Origin of the sequence: Mucilaginibacter sp. JRF (genome assembly GCF_015223065.1) — a bacterium.
In the GTDB taxonomy this organism is placed as follows: domain Bacteria; phylum Bacteroidota; class Bacteroidia; order Sphingobacteriales; family Sphingobacteriaceae; genus Mucilaginibacter.
On the sequence record NZ_JADFBY010000004.1, the window covers coordinates 386,496 to 405,847 of the forward strand.

General features: G+C 44.0%; 12 protein-coding genes. 2 read left to right on the forward strand and 10 right to left on the reverse strand.

Going from position 1 to position 19,352, the window contains the following annotated elements; translation table 11 throughout:
• Positions 1-11: 11 nt before the first annotated feature.
• Positions 12-1,766, forward strand: a complete 1,755-nt coding sequence (locus IM792_RS13110; protein ID WP_194102324.1) for a GNAT family N-acyltransferase — start codon at positions 12-14, stop codon at positions 1,764-1,766.
• Between the two features lie 118 nt (positions 1,767-1,884).
• Here IM792_RS13110 and IM792_RS13115 read toward each other — a convergent pair whose 3' ends face one another.
• From IM792_RS13115 to IM792_RS13160, 10 genes are all read right to left on the reverse strand, one after another.
• Positions 1,885-3,315: a hypothetical protein gene (locus IM792_RS13115; RefSeq protein ID WP_228085073.1), complete on the reverse strand. Its 1,431-nt coding sequence runs from the start codon at positions 3,313-3,315 to the stop codon at positions 1,885-1,887.
• Positions 3,316-3,454: 139 nt separating this feature from the next.
• Complete coding sequence (locus IM792_RS13120) at positions 3,455-6,253, reverse strand: TonB-dependent receptor (RefSeq protein WP_347343811.1); 2,799 nt, start codon at positions 6,251-6,253, stop codon at positions 3,455-3,457.
• A gap of 105 nt (positions 6,254-6,358) precedes the next feature.
• Entirely contained in the window at positions 6,359-6,892 is a 534-nt protein-coding gene (locus IM792_RS13125; protein WP_194102326.1) for an Mpo1-like protein, read from the reverse strand.
• A 43-nt stretch (positions 6,893-6,935) separates the two neighbouring features.
• Positions 6,936-8,498, reverse strand: a complete 1,563-nt coding sequence (gene rny, locus IM792_RS13130; RefSeq protein ID WP_194102327.1) for a ribonuclease Y — start codon at positions 8,496-8,498, stop codon at positions 6,936-6,938.
• A 224-nt stretch (positions 8,499-8,722) separates the two neighbouring features.
• Complete coding sequence (locus IM792_RS13135; RefSeq protein ID WP_194102328.1) at positions 8,723-9,013, reverse strand: cell division protein ZapA; 291 nt, start codon at positions 9,011-9,013, stop codon at positions 8,723-8,725.
• Positions 9,014-9,035: 22 nt separating this feature from the next.
• A complete protein-coding gene (locus IM792_RS13140) occupies positions 9,036-9,326 on the reverse strand; it encodes a hypothetical protein (protein WP_194102329.1) in 291 nt (96 codons plus the stop codon).
• Between the two features lie 133 nt (positions 9,327-9,459).
• A complete protein-coding gene (gene pheT / locus IM792_RS13145; protein ID WP_194102330.1) occupies positions 9,460-11,859 on the reverse strand; it encodes a phenylalanine--tRNA ligase subunit beta in 2,400 nt (799 codons plus the stop codon).
• A 101-nt stretch (positions 11,860-11,960) separates the two neighbouring features.
• A complete protein-coding gene (locus IM792_RS13150; protein WP_194102331.1) occupies positions 11,961-15,089 on the reverse strand; it encodes a PAS domain S-box protein in 3,129 nt (1,042 codons plus the stop codon).
• A 7-nt stretch (positions 15,090-15,096) separates the two neighbouring features.
• Positions 15,097-16,383 (reverse strand): serine hydroxymethyltransferase, encoded by a 1,287-nt coding sequence (glyA, locus tag IM792_RS13155; protein WP_194102332.1) that lies wholly within the window; start codon positions 16,381-16,383, stop codon positions 15,097-15,099.
• Positions 16,384-16,473: 90 nt separating this feature from the next.
• Entirely contained in the window at positions 16,474-17,241 is a 768-nt protein-coding gene (locus tag IM792_RS13160; RefSeq protein ID WP_194102333.1) for a segregation/condensation protein A, read from the reverse strand.
• A gap of 139 nt (positions 17,242-17,380) precedes the next feature.
• On the opposite strand from IM792_RS13160, the gene dxs reads away from it, so the two are divergent.
• Entirely contained in the window at positions 17,381-19,312 is a 1,932-nt protein-coding gene (gene dxs, locus IM792_RS13165) for a 1-deoxy-D-xylulose-5-phosphate synthase (protein ID WP_194102453.1), read from the forward strand.
• The last annotated feature ends 40 nt before the right edge of the window (positions 19,313-19,352 follow it).

Genomic DNA, 19,352 nt, shown 5'->3' on the forward strand with positions numbered 1-19,352 from the left:
ATAAAAGACAGATGAAGATAATAACTACCGACGAATTTGCAAAAGCCACCAAGCTGGATAAGCTGAAGATGCCCGGTTTGGCTTCGTTGCTGATGGAGTTGATGAAGATAAACCAGGTGAACGATCTGTTTGCCCAGGCCCAACCCAAACAGGGACCTGATTTTGTAGATGCCATTTTAGAAGGTTGCGGCGTAAGTATTGAATATGACGAAGCCGACCTGAAAAACATCCCTAAAGAGGGCGGCTTTATAGCCATTGCCAATCACCCTTATGGTGGTATTGAGGGCATGGTATTATTAAAGATGCTTTGCACTGTTAGGCCCGATGCCAAAATAATGGCCAACTTTCTGTTAAAGAAGATACCTAACCTGGCTGATTATTTTATCGCGGTTAACCCGTTTGAGAATGTTGAACACTCATCAAGCATCAGCGGATTAAAAAGCACGCTCGAACTATTAAACAATGGCACACCGCTGGGCATATTCCCGGCAGGTGAGGTTTCAACCTTTAAGTTTGATAAGCGCGAAATAACCGACAGATTATGGCACCCGGTTGTGGGCAAGATCATTGCTAAGGCTAAATTGCCTGTTGTGCCTATTTATTTTCATGGCAATAATGGCTTGCTGTTTAACCTGCTCAGCATTATTCACCCAACGTTGCGTACGGCCAAGCTACCTTCGGAACTGTTTAACAAGCAAGGCCAAACCATTAAGCTGCGTATAGGCAAGCCTATTCAGTATGCCGATATACCTGATAATAACAATGGCCCTAAACTATTAAACTTTTTACGCGCCAAAACCTACGCCCTGGGTGCAGGTTTGGCTGAAGAAAAAAAACTGTTTAGCCCAAGTAACCTGTTCAAGATACGCAAAACTCCGGAGGAGATAGTCGCCGAAACAGATGCTGCCGTTATTGAAAAGGAAGTAGAAACCCTGCGCGAAAATCATCGTTATGTTGCCGAGGGTGTTTATGAATTGTTCATCGCGCCGCCATCAACTATACCTTGTATTATACGTGAATTAGGTCGCTTGCGCGAGATCACCTTTCGTGAGGTTGGCGAGGGTACCAATAAGCAGATAGACCTGGATGAGTATGATATTTACTACCACCACCTGTTTATTTGGGATACTGATGCCAAAAAGATAGTAGGCGCCTACCGCATAGGCCTGGGCGACGAAATATTTTACAGCATGGGCAAAAAGGGCTTCTATGTTGCCGAGCTGTTTAAAATTAAATCGCAGTTGATGCCGGTATTGAGGAAAAGCCTTGAGCTGGGTCGCTCATTCATCCGTAAGGAATATCAGCAAAAACCTATCCCGCTTTTCCTAATGTGGAAGGGAATCTTCCGCTATTTGATGGAGAACCCGCGCTACCAGTACCTGATCGGCCCGGTGAGCATCAGCAATTCATTCTCTAAGCTGTCCAAATCATTAATAGTTGATTACATTAACCGTAATCACTTTGACCATGAGATGGCACAGTATGTAAAGCCTCACAAAAAATTCAAGGTTGATTTTTCGAGTGTAGATACCGATATACTTAAGGCCGGCGAGGATAACTTTAAGATGCTGGACAGCATAATATCTGACATTGAAGTACGCAGCATGAAAGTGCCCGTGTTGCTTCGCCAATACATCGGCCTTAACGCCAAGATCATCTGCTTTAATATCGACCCTAAGTTTGCCGACTCTTTAGACGGTTTCCTGGTGCTCGACCTGGAAAAGGTACCGCAGGAAATGCTGGAAAAATTGGCTAAAGGTTCATAATTAAATTAATAATAAAGCGGATGGTCATCAACCCAAAGATCATTCGCTTTAAAAAACTCATTTAAACAAGAAAGGCCCCTGCAAGCAGGGGCCTTTTGTATGTGTAAGCAATTTTTAATTAGTTGCTTGTTACTTTACCTGGAGTAGTGTAATCTAACGAGTTAGGATTGTAATGAGCCCAACCAGTTGACCAGTCTTCAGTACCGAAAGCACCTTTGTAAGCTACTTTATCAAAGAAAGCAACGTTTGCTTTAGCATGAGTAAAGGCAGCACCGGTTAAAGCGGCTGAAGTTGAAAGCTGAGTGAAGTTTGGAGTACCTGCTCTTGTACCACCAGCAATATCTGAAGCGAATTTGTACGGATCAGTATAGAAAGCTGAAGCGTATGAAGCCGGTAAGAAGCTGTTTTCAGCAGTTAATTTCTCAGTAATAGTAGTTAAAGTAGCAGGGCTTGAAGCTTTGATCTGGTTACCTTTACCGTTACAGCCAGCTACGATGTTATTAGAGAATACTGATACACCATCTATCAAAGCTTTTGAAGAATTAACAGTACTGTTAGCCGGACGAGCATCATCATAGAATATACCTTCAGTGTAACCAACAAACACAGAGTTAAATGTGCTGATAGCTGAGTTACGACGTATTTGAGCAGCGTGCTGGAAGTTAGCATTGATGTTACTCATATCTGATTTTTCAACCGGACCTAAAACTGTTACGTTTGAGAACACAGCTGATGTTTGAGGTAAATCATTTGTACCGTTTGAGTTATTGTCTGACTCGAAACCGTTTGAGCCTGATACGTCGGCAGTAGCAGCTAAACGCTGAGCTAAAGCGAATTGGATATGACCTGAGAAACCGTTATCAGTATCAAAGTCATCATCCCAGGTATCAATAGCTAATAAGTGTTTAGCGTTTACAGCACCACCAAACCACTCGTAAGCGTCGTCACCTGAACGGTAAACTTCTACAAAATCAACTGTAGTACCTGAACCAACGCTACCAAAAGTGATACCGTTAATTTCGTTATCAGGGCTTAAAGCGATACCTGCAAACTCAACACGTACATATTTTAATGTACCTGAGTTGTCAGCATCATTATCACCACCGTGCTTACCTTTATCGGTAGCATCTGATATACCTTCGATAGATACTGAAGTACCACCGTTGTTTTTAGCGCGACCTAAAAGGATCAAACCACCCCAGTCACCTTCTTTACGTGCACCGGCGGCAACGCTTGAAGTGAAAACGATAGGTGCAGTAGCAGTACCTGTTGCATTTATTTGTGAACCACGGGTAATGATCAAAGCACCTTTAGTTGCTTTATCACCTTTAATAATAGTACCCGGCTCAATAGTTAAAGTTACGTTGTTAGTTACGAATACGTTACCTTTTAAAAGATAGATCTTGTCAGCGGTCCAGGTAGTGTTAGCAGTGATGTCACCTGTTACAGTAACCGCGTTGTCTGTTTCACCGCCAGTAATCGGAGGGATAACTAAATCACCATCTGAATCACTTTTAGAGCAGCTTGTGATAACAACCAGCGCACTCATTAAAACAAGTAATAGTTTTCTTTTCATTTTTTTGTTTCTGTTTCTTTCCTCAAAGGTGTAAACACAAGATAAATTCATCATTACTACACCTTAAAATGTATGTTAATTGAATCGCTCCTGTGTTTACATTAACTTAATGTTAGAAGTTGTATGTGAATGTTAATGAGTAGTTGCTACCCATACGGTATGAGCGTAGTGTTTCATCAGCACCCGGCTCGTACTTTTTGCTTGTGTTATTATCGAAGTAATAGTTGTAACGAGCGTTCAATATGTCGTTAGCGTTGAATTTCAGCTCACCTTTATCCTTAAGTAATTTGGTGCTCAATTGTAAATCGACAACGTTACGTGGGGCTTCCCATACGCTTGGTACATAAGTACCCGCGGCCAGGTATAACCTGCGGCCAACACGGTTGTACAAAGCGTTAAAGTTCATCTTGTTATTCAGGAAGCTGTGCTGTAAACCGGCATTGATAACGTAAGGTGCCTGGCCTACCATTGGTCTGCCATCTTCAAGGAAGTTGATATCGCCGTTTGACGGATTGTTTACCCTTGATTTAATAACCGCGAAGTTGGTATAAACGGTAGTGTTTTTTAACAACGCCGCTGATGACAGGAATTCAAGGCTTTTACGTACTTCTAACTCAGCACCATACAGGTAAGCCTTTTCAGGGTTAAAGTATGATATCATACGGGTTGAGGTAACGTCGTTATTATAAGCCTCGATAGCGTGGTTAAAGTTTTTGTAGAACGCCGATACTGATATGATTTGGCCGGCTGAAGGGTACAACTCGTAACGAAGATCGAAGTTATCGATCAAGGTACGTTGCAGGTTAGGATCACCCTGACGGATCAACAGCAACTCATAATCATAAACTTGTGATTGAGCCAACTCTCTAAACTCCGGACGGGCAAGCGTGCGGTAGTATGAAGCCCTTAAATTAGTTTTTTCGTTTACGCTGTAAGTTAAGTTAGCTGATGGTAATACATCAGTATAATCTTTCTTAATGGTTTCAGCATTTAAACCTTTAGGATCAAGTTCCAGGTTGAATTTCTCTACACGTGCACCCCAAACTATACGCAATTTCTCGCCTATCTTGTTATCTAACATAGCATAAGCGGCGTTGGTAAATGAGTTAGCAGAGTACGAATCGGTAGTACCAAATGGTTCACGTACTTCGTAGTAATTGTTGTTCAGCAAAGCGCGGTCAAAAAGTTGGCTTGGTGGCAATGTTCTGATCCAATCGTTAATAGCCTCACCATTGCTTGAACGTATCTGCATACCAATGAAACGCAGGTCGAAATTCCTGTCGCGGTAGTAGCTATTCAAACCGGCCTTAAATGTTGCCGATTGGCCGAACATTTTTAATGGCAACGAGTAGTTAACCGAAGCATTGTAGTTATTCTCGTTCAGGTTTGAGAACAAAGTAGTATTGTCCTTACCTACCGTAGTTACGTCGGCCATGTATTGCGCGTCAGGATTATTTCTGTCGCTAATGTTACGGGCATAACCTACTTTACGCTGATCGGGCTGATCATTGATCACGTTGGCATAGCTAACTGCCCAGTTGATCTTTGAACCACGCTCACCCAGTGGGTTAGTACCTTCTAAAGTTGATTTGAATAAGGCTTTTTGTAACAGATCATAAGCGAAGTATCTGATATCGGCACCACGGGCGGTGTTCTCACCGGTACGGGCAAGGTACTGATCATCATATACACGGTTATAAATGTTCTTTAAAGTGATCTTGCTCTTACCATAAGTATAACCAAAGTTGGCAATAGCACCTACGCTTGATGAGAACTTGCTGATGTTATCAGTATAGTTACGGTAATCAAGGTAATTGATCTGCAAATCGTTGATCAGATTTTGTGAGTTACGGTAAGTTAAACCTACAATGGCGCCAAACCGATTGCCATTCTCAAAATCCTTAACACGACCGATCGAGAACTGGTGATTTTGGGTTGGCAGCGCGGTGTTAGTGTAAGTACGCAGATTTAATGGAACATTACGCGCTACAGCTATGTTTTGCTGTGCGGTTAATCCACTTTCTATTTGGTTAGCAGTGGGGAAATTTGATACCAATGATTTATTACCGTTATCAAAAGCAAAGTAATCGGTAGCGTTACGCTGACCTGATTTAAAATCTTTAAATGTTGATGCTGTGTTATAACCTTCACTTACCGACGCGCTGATGAAGTTTTGATCAGGAATATCTTTTGTTGAGATATTGATGGCACCACCGGCAAAGTCGGCAGGCAGATCAGGCGTAGCAGTTTTGGTGATGGTTAAGTTCTCCACTAATGATGATGGAACAATATCAAAAGAGAAAGCCCTGGTGTTGATCTCGGTACTTGGCAGTACGGTGTTATCTAACAAAGCCAGGTTATAACGATCGCTCAAACCACGGATAACCACAAATTTGTTATCCTGCACTGTAGCACCGCTTACACGTTTTAAAACATCAGCAGTGTTTCTGTCTGGTGATTTTTTAATGATCTCTGATGAGATACCGTCAGATATTGACGCGTTATTTTTTTGAGCAGCGTATAACGATGCAACTGAAGCCTGGCGATATGTAGCTTTAATAACTACCTCACCAAGGGCATTGTTTGCTGATTCGCTAAGGCTTACATCCAGGTTAGTGGTTGCACCTGCCTTTACCACTACATCAGATATTGATTTGGCCTGGTAGCCTACATATTTTACCTCAACAGTGTAACGACCCGGAGCAACACCCGCAAGGGCATAACGGCCTTCAACATTGGCCGCGGCACCTTTTGTGCTGCCTTGCAACATAACTGTTGCGCCAATAAGGGTTTCGCCTGTTTTTTGATCGATGATCTTACCGGCGATCTTACCGGTTGTTTGGGCAAATAGATTTCCTGCCGATATGCTTAGTATAAGCAGGGTGAATAATAATTGTATTAGTTTTTTCACTTGATTTGATTTTAATCAAGGGCAAAACTATTAACCCAATGTTAGCTACATGTTACAGACACATTACGTTAACTTGGTATTAATGTTAATTAAATATTAACAAGTTTAAAATTGGAGGGATAAGCGCTTTAGTATCAGATACCATAAATATATAGGCGCAATAAGCAGATTTTTGAGTTGGGCTAACACACTCAACTTAACTTTTTCAAGCTGCTGAACAGTGAATACAGCCACTAAACTGAGTATAAATAATACTAAAGGGATAACGAACAGTGCGGGGCCACCTGCTTTTTCAAGCTGCTCCAGTTGAATGATGAGATAACTGAAACCAAAATAGGTGAACAATATAAAGTACGATAATACCGGCGATATACGATAATAGCCAAATACGCTAACCGCCAACAGAAATGATGCCCAGTTAACATAGCCATTATACTGACCTAAAAAAGCAAGGTGCGGAAAAGGCAATGACCATACCAGCGCGAACACCGCGAAAAACAATAGCGGGGTAGCTATACGGCTAACCAATATATTAACAGGATGCTGATGCGCGGCCTCGTAAGCGGCAAAAAGTTTATCAGCCTGGCGCTGGGGCTGCGCAGAGGGTTTGGTATTTGTTGATCTGTTATTTTGAGCCACCTTAGTAAAGCGAAAACCCTCCGCTTACGCGGAGGGTTTGTTATTATTTTGCGTATGATACCGAGCGGGTTTCCCTGATCACGGTTACCTTGATCTGGCCCGGATAGGTCATTTCGGTTTGTATTCGGTTTGAAATATCGGCAGCCAGTACTTCTGATTGCGCATCGGTTATCTTTTCACTTTCAACAACCACACGCAGCTCACGGCCGGCCTGTATAGCGAATGTTTTTTCAACACCAGGATATGAAAGCGCCAGGTCTTCCAGCTCCTTCAAACGTTTGATGTAGCTTTCAACCACCTCACGGCGTGCACCCGGGCGTGCGCCCGATATAGCATCACACACCTGGATGATAGGTGATAACATCGAAGTCATCTCTATCTCATCGTGGTGAGCGCCAATGGCGTTGCATACTTCAGGGTGCTCCTTATATTTTTCAGCAAGCTGCATACCCAAAATAGCGTGTGGCAGTTCAGGGTTATCATCAGGTACCTTACCAATATCGTGCAGTAAGCCTGCACGCTTGGCCAGTTTTACGTTAAGACCTAACTCGGCAGCCATAGTAGCACAGAAGTTAGCAACCTCACGCGAGTGTTGTAACAAGTTTTGCCCGTATGATGAACGGTAACGCATACGACCAACCATACGGATCAGCTCCGGATGCAGGCCATTGATACCCAGATCGATCACGGTACGTTCACCTATTTCTACAATTTCTTCTTCTATCTGCTTTTTGGTTTTGGCAACCACCTCCTCAATACGGGCAGGGTGTATACGGCCATCTGTAACCAAACGGTGCATAGCCAAACGGGCAATCTCACGCCTTACCGGGTCAAAACCCGAAAGGATGATGGCCTCCGGCGTATCATCAACAATGATCTCGATACCGGTAGCAGCCTCCAGCGCACGTATGTTACGCCCTTCACGACCAATGATACGGCCTTTGATCTCGTCATTCTCGATATTGAAAATAGATACCGTATTCTCGATAGCGGCCTCAGTAGCGGTACGCTGTATAGTTTGGATAACTATCTTCTTAGCCTCTTTGGTAGCGGTAAGCTTGGCCTCGTCAACAATATCCTTTATTTGCGCCATGGCCTTGCTGCGTGCTTCTTCTCGCAGGTTATCAACCAACTGGTTTTTGGCATCCTCGGCAGATAGGCCTGCAATGCTTTCCAGTTGCTTAACATGCTCGTGCTTTAAAGCATCAACTTCTTCCTGCTTTTTAACGGCAACCTCGGTTTGTTTTTCAAGGTTTTTGCGCACGTTATCCAGCTCCTGCTCCTTACGGTTTGCATTCTCCAGCTTTGAGTTAAGCGATTGCTCTTTTTGCTTGATACCGTTTTCGCGCTGAGAAAGGTTGTTATTTTTTTGGTTTACTTCCTGCTCATGCTCGGCTTTCATCACTAAAAATTTCTCTTTAGCTTCAAGCAGCTTGTTCTTTTTTAATATCTCCGCGTTGTTCTCAGCATCCTTCAATATCTTTTTAACCTTATTTTGTGCTGATATCTCCTGATCTTTAAACAGTTTGCGTAACAGGAAGCGGCCGACAACGATGCCTACTCCGACACCGAGCAGCAGCCCGATAATTACATATAAAAAATCCATTCTTTAAGTTTATAAAATAAAAAAACCGCAACTAAATTTTAAGTGTCATGTATTGAAAAACCTCGTATCAGAATTGTTTGGCCGGTGCTATCGTTAAATACACGAAGTAACGTATGCTTCCATTGGCACGCTGATATTGAAGCGTTAAGTTTTTAATAGTGAAACTCAAAATTTAACCGCGGCTAAATCTTAATTCGCTCATATTATGTAAAGAACATTTATTACTACTTCGAGAAAAAGTCAGTCAGTAACTGATCAAGCTGATAAACTTTATCGGCCACTTCGGTATCCTCCGCCGTGACTTTTTTCTCTGCTTTTAACGTAGATGTTGCATAATGCAGCACACACATCGACAGCAGATCTTGTTTATCCCTTACCGCATAATTTTCCTGGTATTCTTTTATACGGTCGTTAATCAATTTCGCTGCCCGCCTTATAATTTCCTCTTCCTCCATGTTTACCTTTAAGGGGTAAACTCTGTCAGCAATATTTATTTTTATGGAGATCTCTCCCATTTGAGCTATTCACGTTTTTATATTACTTTTTCAGCAATACAATACACTTGTCAATTTCCTGCACAAAGTCGTTAATTTTTTGCTTAATGTCAAGGCTTTTTTCATTTGTTTCTGAAAACGACTTGGCCACTTTCAATACACGAAGCTTCTCCTCAAGCTCCGCGGTTTTGTTTTTGCTGGTTGTTAACGCCACACTCAACGACTGATTTTCAAGCCGCATCAGGTCATTTTCCTCCTGCAAGGCAGCGCAAAGCTCCATTAACCTTTCGGTTTTATCAATTATAGCATTTAACTGTTCGCCTAACTGTGGCATGCGTTTTTTTAATTATTGAATTAGTGAGTTATTGATTTAGAGAATTAGTGAAGGGTGAATTATCGGGTTATTGAATTATTGAATTACTTTCCAAATCAATAATTCAATAACTCACTAAATCAATAACTCCTCCTTACTTCCTTATCTCGGCTCCGGCCTCTTTGCCTAAATTAAGTATTAATTTCTGCATTATGGCATCAATGGCTTTGTCGGTAAGGGTTTTCTCGGCATCCTGCAAAATAAAGCTTACCGCATACGATTTTTTGCCCGCCGGTAGTTTATCGCCCTCATACACGTCAAACACATTCACCTCTTTCAGCAACTTGCGCTCTGTTTTTTGGGCTACCTGTTTTATCTGCTCAAAGGTAACAACCTTATCAACCAGCATAGAAAGATCGCGCCTTACCGCCGGGAATTTTGATACTTCCTGGTAAACAATAGTGTTTTTACGCGCCAGGGTCAGTATCATATCAAAGTTAAAATCGGCGTAAAAAACTTCCTTGTCAACATCAGCCTTTTTTAATGCCGATGCGGCTACCGCGCCAAATTTAACCAGGGTTTTGTTACCACGATTGTATTGCAAACCGTAAGCGAATTCGCTACCCTCGGCATCAGCCACAGCCAGATCTTTAACATTCAGTTTTTCAACTATACCATCAACTACAGCTTTCAAATTATAGAATGATACCGCCGATTGTTTTCCATTCCACTGCTCGGCGGTTTTAGCGCCGGTAATGAATACCGAGAAGCGTTGCACCTCGTTATATTTATCCTCGGTTATGCTGTACACCTTACCGAACTCGTACACTTTCAGATCGGCATTTTTGCGGTTTTGGTTGTAAGCGATAGCCTCCAAACCTGAGTACAACAGGCTTTGGCGCATCACATCCAAGTCGCTGCTTAATGGGTTCAATATCTTAACCGCGCTGTCCAAATCGTCAGAGTATGATGATTTGGTTAGCGAGTTTGATAATATCTCGTTAAAACCATTAGCGGTCAATAAATCCGACAGCAGGTTTTGCACGGTATCGCGCTCAGGGCGTTGCGATGTGTTAAGCGATGCCCTGATCTGTGTAGGTATCTCGATATTATTATAACCGTAGATACGGAGCACCTCCTCAATCACGTCAACCTCACGGGTAACATCCACACGGTAAGGTGGCACTTTTAGTGAAAGATCTTCGGCTGTTTCGGCAACTACCACAATATCCAGCGCCTCGATGATGCTTTTTATCTCGCTATGCGGAATGTCCTTACCAATTAACCTTGTAGTATTATGGTATGATAGTTCCACGGCGAATGGTTCAACCGGCGCAGGGTAGATATCCACCACATCCGATGAAATTTTACCACCCGCTATTTCCTGTATCAACAAAGCAGCACGCTTAAGGGCGTACACTGTATTGTCGGGATCAGTACCACGCTCAAAACGGAATGATGAATCAGTTTTAAGGCCGTGCCTTTTAGCCGTTTTGCGTACCCATACCGGGTTAAAGTAAGCGCTCTCTAAAAATATATTGGTTGTGCCCTCGGTAACGCCCGAATCAATACCACCAAACACACCGGCAATACACATCGGCTCGGTTTCGCTGCATATCATCAGATCATTGGCTGATAGTTTGCGCTCAACACCATCAAGGGTTTTGAATGCAGTGCCCTCCGGTGTGGTATTCACGATAACCTTACCTCCCGCTATCTTATCAGCATCAAAGGCATGCAATGGCTGACCAAGATCGTGCAGTACGTAGTTGGTGATATCAACAATGTTATTTATCGCGCGGATGCCAATAACAGCCAGCTTTTCCTTTAACCATTTTGGTGATTCCTTAACCTCAACACCGGTAATGCTAACGCCGCTGTAGCGTGGCGCTGCCTCGCTGTTTTCAACGCTTACATTAATGGCCAGGCTGTTATCATCAACCTTAAATACCGATACATCTGGCTTTTGTAAACCGATTTTGAGGAAAGCGGCAATATCGCGCGCTGTACCCAGGTGCGATGCCGCATCGGCACGGTTAGGGGTTAAGCCTATTTCGTACAGGTAATCATCATTCAGGTTAAAATATTCTTTTGCGGGAGTACCTACCACGGCATCATCAGCCAGTATCATGATACCCTCGTGCGAGCTACCCAGGCCGATCTCGTCCTCAGCGCAGATCATACCTTCAGACAGTTCGCCTCTTATTTTTGATTTTTTGATAGTGAACGGCTCACCTGCTGATGGGTAAACGGTGGTGCCTACGGTAGCAACCACTACTTTTTGCCCGGCAGCTACGTTTGCCGCGCCACAAACAATATGCAGATCTTCGGCACCGCCAACATCAACGGTAGTTACATGCAGGTGATCAGAGTTGGTATGGTCGCCACAGGTTTTTACGTAACCTATTACCAAACCCTCTAAGCCACCCGGAACGGCCTGCACCTTTTCAAGGCTTTCCACCTCGAGGCCAATGCCGGTTAGTATCCGCGATATTTCTTCGGGAGTTTTATCTGTATCTATGAAATTCTTAAGCCAATTATATGATATCTTCATTATGCCTGAAAATGATAATCGGCAAAGATATAAAGATTTCGGTAGCGCAAAGGTGTAGCTTTGCCCTCAAAGGAAAAATTTGAATTTAAGATTAGCGGGTGTTACTGCTTTTGGTAACGGCTCAATTTGGTGTATAGTGTTTTAGGCTCGAATGGTTTTAATATATAATCATTCATACCGGCCTCATTTATGCGCTCAATCTCGGAGTTAAGCATCGAGGCAGTTAACGCTATAATAGGCAGTTGCTGGAAATAGCTTTCGGTTTTTGAGCGGATAACCTGCGTAGCCTCAAGCCCGCCCATTATAGGCATGTGGATATCCATCAAAACAGCATCGTATTTAATGTCTGATTCTACCTTTTCGACGGCCTCCTGGCCATTCTCAGCAAAATCAGCAGTAGCGCCCCATTTTTTAAGCACCTTGTTAACCAATAACCTGTTTATCTGGTTATCGTCAACCACTAATACGTTAATATTCAGGCCTGCTTCTGCTGCGTTATCCATAGTATTTTTTTCGCTCTCAGCTTTATCAAAGGTAATAGTAAACCAAAATGTTGATCCCTGCCCCAGCGTACTATCCACGTTAATGCGCGAGTCGTGCAGTTCTATCAATCTTTTGGTGATCGGCAAGCCCAAACCTGTACCGCCGTATTTACGGGTAGTATCGGCCTCGGCCTGTTTAAAGGATTCAAAAATAGTGCTTATTTTATTGCTTGCAATACCTATACCCGTATCAATTACAGCAAAACGTATGCGTACCGTTTTAGCGGTTTGCTCAATTATCTTAAGGTCAATGGTTACGCCGCCTTCATCAGTAAATTTAACTGAATTACTGGCCAGATTAAGCAAAATCTGGCTCAGGCGGGTGGCATCGCCTAATATACACTCAGGTATATCATCATCAACCCGCGATTTTATGTAGATATTTTTCTCGTTAGCCTTGTATTGTACCGAACTGGTTACGCTCTTTAACAATTCGCGCACCTTAACGCTGGCTTTTTCAAGCTCAACGTTACCGGTTTCTATCTTGGTAAAGTCAAGTACATCATTGATCAGCCTCAGCAGGTTCTCGGCCGAGAATTTCAGGATGTTAAGGTTCTCTTTTTGCGACTCGGACGGGTTATCCTCGATCAGTAAATGCGACATGCCGATAACCGCGTTAAGCGGTGTACGCATCTCGTGGCTTAGTACGGATATGAACATATCCTTAGCCCGGTTAAGCTGTATAGCTTCCTCTTTAGCCGCTATCAGTTCAAGCTCAACCTTTTTCTTTAGGGTGATATCAATTATTACCTCGATGTATTTATCAACCCGGCCCTGGTCGTCTAATATTACAGAATTGATCACCGATATCCAAAGCGGCTGCCCATCCTTGCGATAGATCAGCAGATCGACCTCGAATGATTGTTTATTTTTTGACAGTTCGCGGCTGCGCTCAATAATGCCAATGTCGGTAAGTTCGCCCTTCAGCCTATCGCCCAGGTGGCGGCCGCGAACATCATTAATGGTATAGCCGGTAATTTTTTCAAAGCCGGTGTTTATCCATTCCACATTACCTTCGCTATCATTAATAATAACGCCGCTGGTAATATTGCTGGCCACCAGCGATAGTAATTTTAATTGCTGCTCGGTTTTTTTGCGCTCGCTAATGTCAACCATTACGCCTACGTGCCTGTCAACCTCGCCGGTTTCGCTAAATAACGGACTGTTGGATATCCACACCCAAAGCGGTGTGCCATCCTTACGGTATATCTTTAATTCAACCTCATAAGGTCGATTTTCATCAATAGCTTGTTTAGCCGCTTTAAAAACCGACATATCGGTATCAGCGCCTAACAATATGGTACCAAACTGCTTGCCTTCCATTTCGGCAAAGGTGTAGCCGGTAAGGTTCTCCATGGTTTCGTTCATCCACATTACATGGCCATCGGCATCACGTATCAAAATGCCACCCGGCGATTTACGCGCCGCGAATGATAGTATCTCCAGATCGTGCTCGGCACGTTTGCGGGTATTAATGTTGATGATTACACGGATGTACTTTTCGATGTTTCCATCAGCATCGTACACCATAGAGTTGGCTACCTTAACCCAAAGGTCTTCACCATCTTTTTTGGTCATCAGCAGGTCGATCTCATACGACTGCTTGTTGCCCATCAGCTCATCTAACTGCGCTATTGAAGGGTGCTGCTCGCCGCCTTTTAAAAGCATAGTGCGCAGGCGTTTGCCTTCAACATCGGCAAGGCTAAAGCCGGTTATTTTTTCAAAGGCAGTGTTTGTCCACATCACCTTATCATTGGCATCGCTTATCACTACGCCGTTGCTTACCTTGCTGGCTACCAGTGATAGTTCTTCCAGTTCGCGGCTTGCCTGTTTATTAAAGGTAATATCGCGACCGCTGGCATACCATTTATCATCCTTAAAGGTGAGCGACCAGCTTAGCCACTTAATTTCACCTGTTTTGGTACTTATCTCTGTTTCAACCTCAACCGATCGCTTTTGGCGAGCCAGTGCGTTTTTAACTACCTTAAGCGATTGCTGCTTGCTATCATCAACAAAGAAATCCCATATCGGGCGGCCTATGGCTTCTTCGGGCTTGTAACCCATTACGGGGTCAATGGCCTTATTAACCAGTTGCAGCCTGAATTCTTTGTCCATTATGCAATGAACCTCAGACGATGTATTGAATAGAATGAAAAATTCCTGGTGGGTTTTTAAGCTTTCTTCAAGCTCCTTTTTTTGCTTGCGCAGAATGAGGTGCGACATTACCTCACCTGCCAGTGTTTTAAGTGCCTCCTTTTGCTCATCAGTTAGCTGATGTGGCACACTATCAATAACACAAAGCGACCCTAAACGGTAACCGTCAGGATCAATAAGCGGTGCGCCTGCGTAAAATTTCACGTTTGGCGCACCGGTTACAAATATGTTCTCTTTAAAACGATCGTCGGCTGTGGCGTCATTGATCTCGAGGATCTCGTCGCCCATGATGGTATGATTGCAAAATGCATCCGAACGTAGTGTTTCGGTGCCATCAATACCTACCTTTGATTTAAACCATTGCCTGTCCTCGTCGATCAGGGTGATCAACGCGATAGGCGCATTACATATATAGGATGCAAGGCGGGTAATGGCATCAAACTCCTTCTCCGGTAGTGTATCCAGTATCTGGTATGATGCTAATGCTGCCTGCCGCCCTGCTTCGTTATCTGTAATTGGTTTATTATCTATCACTTATTAATTATTCTGCTCCCTTTTCGCTGTACAGCGGGAAGTCCGCCATTAATTTATGTACTTTTTTACGAACTTTCTTCAAAGAATGTTCGTTTTCAGGATCAACAATTACAGCGTCAATAAGCTCAACAATTTCTTCCATTTGCTTTTCTTTTAAGCCACGGGTGGTGATGGCAGCAGTACCAACACGTATGCCCGAAGTTACAAACGGCGACTTATCATCAAACGGAACCATGTTTTTGTTCACGGTGATATCGGCAGCAACCAAAGCGTTCTCGGCAGCTTTACCGGTGATGTTCTTGTTACGCAGATCGATCAGCATCAGGTGATTATCAGTACCGCCCGAAATGATCTGGTAGCCGCGGTCAACAAAAGCTTTGGCCATAGCCTGGGCATTCTTTTTAACCTGAACAATGTATTTCATGTAGCTTTCGCTCAATGCCTCGCCAAAAGCAACGGCCTTGGCAGCGATGATGTGCTCCAATGGGCCACCTTGCGTACCCGGGAAAACGGCCATATCCAATAACGATGACATGGTACGAACTTCACCTTTAGGAGTTTTGTGACCCCAAGGGTTCTCAAAATCCTTACCCATCAATATCAAACCGCCACGTGGGCCGCGTAATGTTTTGTGGGTAGTAGTGGTAACAATATGGCAATGCGGCAGCGGATCGGTCAGTAAACCTCGTGCTATCAGGCCTGATGGGTGCGAGATATCAGCCAATACCAATGCGCCAACCTTATCGGCCACGGCACGGATAAATTCGTAATCCCAATCACGTGAGTATGCCGAAGCACCGCAGATGATCATTTTTGGTTTTTGCTCTAACGCTACTTTTTCAAGCTGGGCGTAATCAATTAAACCGGTTTCTTTATCAACACCGTAAAAGTGCGACTCATATAATTTACCCGAGAAGTTTACCGGCGAACCATGTGTTAAGTGACCACCATGCGATAGGTCAAAACCCAAAATTTTATCGCCCGGTTGCAGGCAGGCCAGCATAACGGCAGCATTGGCTTGCGCGCCTGAGTGTGGTTGTACGTTTGCCCACTCGGCGTTAAACAATTGCTTTGCACGCTCAATAGCTATTGTTTCAATTTCATCAACTATCTGGCAGCCGCCATAATAACGTTTGCCGGGTAAGCCCTCGGCATATTTATTGGTAGCTACTGAACCTGCTGCCTCCATTACCTGGCGGCTCACAAAGTTTTCTGACGCGATTAGTTCAATGCCTTCTTCCTGGCGTTGCTGCTCTTCATCCAGCAGTTTAAAAATTACTTTATCTCTTTTCATGTGTTAAATAAAAACGCCCCTAAGTTATGCATAAGATGTTAGATATGAGCTTTCAGTTTTGATAATATGCCTTATCATGGCAATATTCAACTATGAAGGCTCCGCCTGATCAGCGCCACTTTTGGGCGATATCCAAAAATTATTATAGCCCAGGCCTATCTGTATATCTATCAGCTCCTGCTGCAACATCTCCAGCATGGCTAAAAAGTTGTAAACAAAATGCACCTTATTTTCTGAGCTGGCGGCCATTGCCTTAAAATCCAACCTTTGATTGATACGCAGCAGATCATCAATAGCCTTTTTTTGCTGCTCAATAGAGTATGGGTATTGCACTACCGTATGCTTTACCTCCTCGCTGCGGCTCAGGTAGTTTTTTATTACCCGCTCGTAAACCATCATCAGGCGATAGAGCGTCAATTCTGATAACTCCTCGCCCGGTAATACCGCTTTTTCCATGCCCTCTACATCGGCTTTTATATTGCCGCGCCTTTCCTGCTTAAAGCGCTCATCTTCCAGCGGGCGCAGTTCTTCGCACAGGTCTTTAAAACGTTTGTATTCTATCAGCTTTCGTATCAGCTCCTCTTTGGTATCTATCTCGTTGCCCTGCTCATCCGTTTCGTAACGGGGCAGCAGCATTTTGGCTTTGATACGCATCAGGGTGGCAGCCACAAAAATAAATTCGCTGGCCACCTCCATGTTCAGGCTGGTGAGGTGGTGTATATATTGTAAAAAATCGTTGGTGATGCGGGCAATGGGTATGTCGTGAATATTCAGTTCATCCCGCTCAATAAAAAACAAAAGCAGATCGAACGGACCTTCAAACTGGGGTAACTTTATTTCAAAATTATCATCGGTCATAACCTGCTCAAAATTAATCAAATTGATGTTTTTGCTAAATATGCGGTAAATTATTTAAAACAATTATATGTTGCAGCTTGTCCTTTTTTTATCATATAAATTCACGTAATTTGCAGGTTAAATATTGTAATTAATGTCGATGCAGGTACCAGCAGGCAATTTGTTGGAGAAAATCAACAACCCTTCTGATTTAAAGCAATTTAGCGAAGATGAGCTTGAGCAGGTATGCCAGGAGCTTCGCCAGTATATTATTGATGTAGTGTCGGTAAACGGCGGGCATTTCGCGGCCAGCCTTGGTGTGGTTGAGCTTACAGTTGCCCTGCATTATGTAATGAACACCCCTTACGATCAGCTGGTTTGGGACGTTGGCCACCAGGCTTACGGCCATAAAATACTAACCGGCCGTCGTGATGTATTCCATACCAACCGCGTGTACAAAGGCATAAGCGGTTTTCCTAAACGCGGCGAAAGCGAGTACGATACATTTGGCGTAGGCCACTCATCTACCTCTATTTCGGCAGCGCTGGGTATGGCTGTGGCATCGCACTACAAAGGCGAAACCGACAGGCAGCACGTAGCCGTTATTGGCGATGGCGCCATGACCGCCGGTTTGGCATTCGAGGCATTGAACCATGCCGGTATCGAAAAATCTAACCTGTTGGTTATCCTGAATGATAACAACATGTCTATCGACCCTAACGTTGGCGCTTTGAAGGAATATCTGACCGATATAACCACTTCAAAACCGTACAACCGCTTTAGGGATGATGTAGCTAACGTACTTTCAAAACTATCATCAGTTGGGCCGGATGCCTTTAAGGTGGCCAAAAAATTGGAGAAAAGCATAAAAGGCACCTTACTTAAAAAGAGCAACTTTTTTGAGGCGCTTAAATTCAGATATTTCGGGCCGATAGATGGGCACGATGTTAAGCATCTGGCAAAGGTAATGCGCGATCTGCGTAATATACCGGGGCCTAAGCTATTGCATTGCGTTACCGTAAAAGGTAAGGGTTATGCCCTGGCCGAAAAAGATCAGACCAAATGGCACGCTCCCGGCTTGTTCGACAAGATAACCGGCGAGATCAAAAAAACATATCACGAAAAACCGCAGCCGCCTAAATACCAGGATGTGTTTGGCCATACCATTATTGAGCTGGCCGAGCAAAACCCTAAGATAATGGGCATCACCCCGGCCATGCCTTCAGGCTGTTCACTCAACCTGATGATGAAGGCCATGCCGCACCGCGCGTTCGACGTGGGTATTGCCGAGCAGCATGCCGTTACTTTTTCGGCAGGTTTGGCTACGCAGGGTCTAACGCCTTTCTGTAACATTTATTCAAGCTTTATGCAGCGCGCCTTTGACCAGGTGGTGCATGATGTTGCCATACAAAAACTAAACGTAGTGTTTTGCCTTGACAGGGCCGGTATTGCCGGTGCCGACGGGCCTACACACCACGGCGCTTACGATATAGCTTATATGCGTTGCATCCCTAACATGATCGTATCGGCACCAATGAACGAGGAGGAGCTGCGTAACCTGATGTATACTGCCCAGCAGGAAAACATGGGGCCATTTACCATACGTTACCCACGCGGCAACGGTGTTATGGTTGACTGGCAACGCCCTATGAAAGCTATCCCGGTAGGTAAGGGCCGTTTAGTTACTGAGGGTGAGGATGTAGCTATTTTGACCATTGGTACCATTGGTAACGAGGCTGCTAAAGCCATTGCCGAACTAAATACCGAGGGTTACTATCCTGCGCATTACGATCTACGCTTTGTAAAACCGCTGGACGAAGCTTTACTACACGGCGTATTCCAGAAGTTTGATAAGGTAATTACCGTTGAGGATGGCTGCCTTGAGGGCGGTATGGGCAGCGCGGTGTTAGAGTTTATGGCTGATAACGGTTACAGCGCCAAAATAAAACGCCTGGGTATGCCTGACGCTATTATTGAACACGGCGAGCAGCCCGAACTTTGGGCCGAGTGCGGCTACGATGCCGCCGCCATAGCCACACAGGTAAGGCTGATGGGGCTGCAAAAAAACACAACGCATACCATTGCATCATAAATTATAACGGGCGGTTTTTACCGCCCGTTTTTTGTTTATA